At 64.0% G+C, this 1,459-nt stretch carries 1 protein-coding gene and 1 pseudogene; both read left to right on the top strand.

Translation table 11 applies throughout. The features are described 5' to 3' along the window. Positions 1–297: 297 nt before the first annotated feature. The gene (locus tag AB1A62_RS22145) at positions 298–1,089 is read left to right on the top strand and encodes a DeoR/GlpR family DNA-binding transcription regulator (RefSeq protein WP_366663612.1); all 792 of its coding nucleotides are present in this window, start codon (positions 298–300) and stop codon (positions 1,087–1,089) included. Positions 1,090–1,233: 144 nt separating this feature from the next. Then, positions 1,234–1,459: pseudogene (locus AB1A62_RS22140) on the top strand (Na/Pi cotransporter family protein); the annotation flags it as partial.

The raw sequence follows: 1,459 nt of genomic DNA, 5'->3' as shown, positions 1-1,459 counted from the left end.
ACAGAAAAGGGGTTTCGCTGCGAAACCTTATTTATTAACAGTGTATTACGAGGGCGTTCGCAGCATTAACAATCCCGGCCCGGCGCCCTGCCCGACGCTACAGGGCCTGCCGCAGCCAGGCCACAAAGGGGCGGGAGCGGCCGGTGCGGGTGACGGATACACCTGCGCGGGCGGGCACGTTCGCGCCGGCCGGGGCTTGATCCCGAGCACGGTAAGATGTTGCGGCAGGGCCTTGTAAAGCGCTGGCAGGCCGTGCCTAAATGCCCAAGACCGGCAGATGCAAAACGGAATGATCTCTTGTCAGACTCCCTGTCCCTTTCTCATCGTGAAATGGAGCTGGTGGATGCCCTGCGCCGCCTGGGCGGCTCTGCCCGCAGCGCCGAGCTGGCCAAGATGCTGGATGTGTCGGAGGAGACCGTGCGCCGCACCATAAAGGCGCTGAACAAGGCGGGGGCCGTGCAGCGGGTGCACGGCGGTGCCTTCCTTGCGGGGCCGCAAAGCGCGACAAGCTTTGCCCGGCGGATTTCCGAGAACCAGAAGGAAAAGGCGCGGATTGCGGCGCTGGCTGCCGGGCATGTGCGCGACGGCATGGCCCTGTTTCTGGATGTCGGGTCCACCACCGCATTTGTTGCAGAGGAGTTGCGGCAGAAAACCGGGCTGATCGTCGTCACCAACTCCATCGGAGCGGCGCAGAGTCTGGCAAACCACAACGGCAACAGGGTGCATTTCCTGGGCGGCGAAATGCAAAGCAACGAGCGCGGCACTTTCGGGTTCGTCGCCGAACAGCAGCTGCGCCGGTTTGCGCTTGATCTGGCAATCCTGTCGGCAGATGCCCTGTCGGCCAAGCAGGGGGTGCTCTATCACAGCGCGGACGAGGCACAGCTGGCCAGCGTCGCCGCCGAGTGCGCCCAGCAGGTTGCCATAGCAATGGCCCATCCCAAGTTTGCGGAAACCGCACCCCATTGCGGGCCTGAACCGCGCAAGATCACTGTGCTGTTCACCGATCAGGAGCCAGGAAAGAAACTGTCCGCCGCTTTGGCGGGGTGGGGGGTGAAGACAGAGGTCGCGCCATCCGGCAAGGAGAACTGATCCGGAATTCGCAGCCTCAGGGCGCAGAAAGGCCAATCAGTATCCGGGGCTGGCGGGAATATCAGTTGCCGCCGGGGCCGGGCGGCACTAAGGCCGTGTCAGGAGCGGCGGCGCGTCCGAAGAAAGCCTTGAGCGGAAACTGACATGGCAATACTGACCTTTCTGATCAGCCTGGCTGGGGCGACGATGCTGCTTTTGTATGCGGTGCGGATGGTGCGGACCGGGATCGAGCGCAGCTACGGCGCCTCGTTCCAGCGGCTGCTGACCGGCAGGCAGAGCCATCTGCAGGCCGGCCTGATGGGGCTGATCCTGGCCATCGTGCTGCAAAGCTCGGCGGCGGTGGCGCTCTTGACCTCCGGCTTTGCCGCCA

It is taken from the genome of Leisingera sp. JC11 (assembly GCF_040704725.1).
Classification (GTDB): domain Bacteria; phylum Pseudomonadota; class Alphaproteobacteria; order Rhodobacterales; family Rhodobacteraceae; genus Leisingera.
The sequence above is the reverse complement of the archived record's forward strand: the minus strand, read 5'-3'. Positions and strand labels throughout refer to the sequence as shown.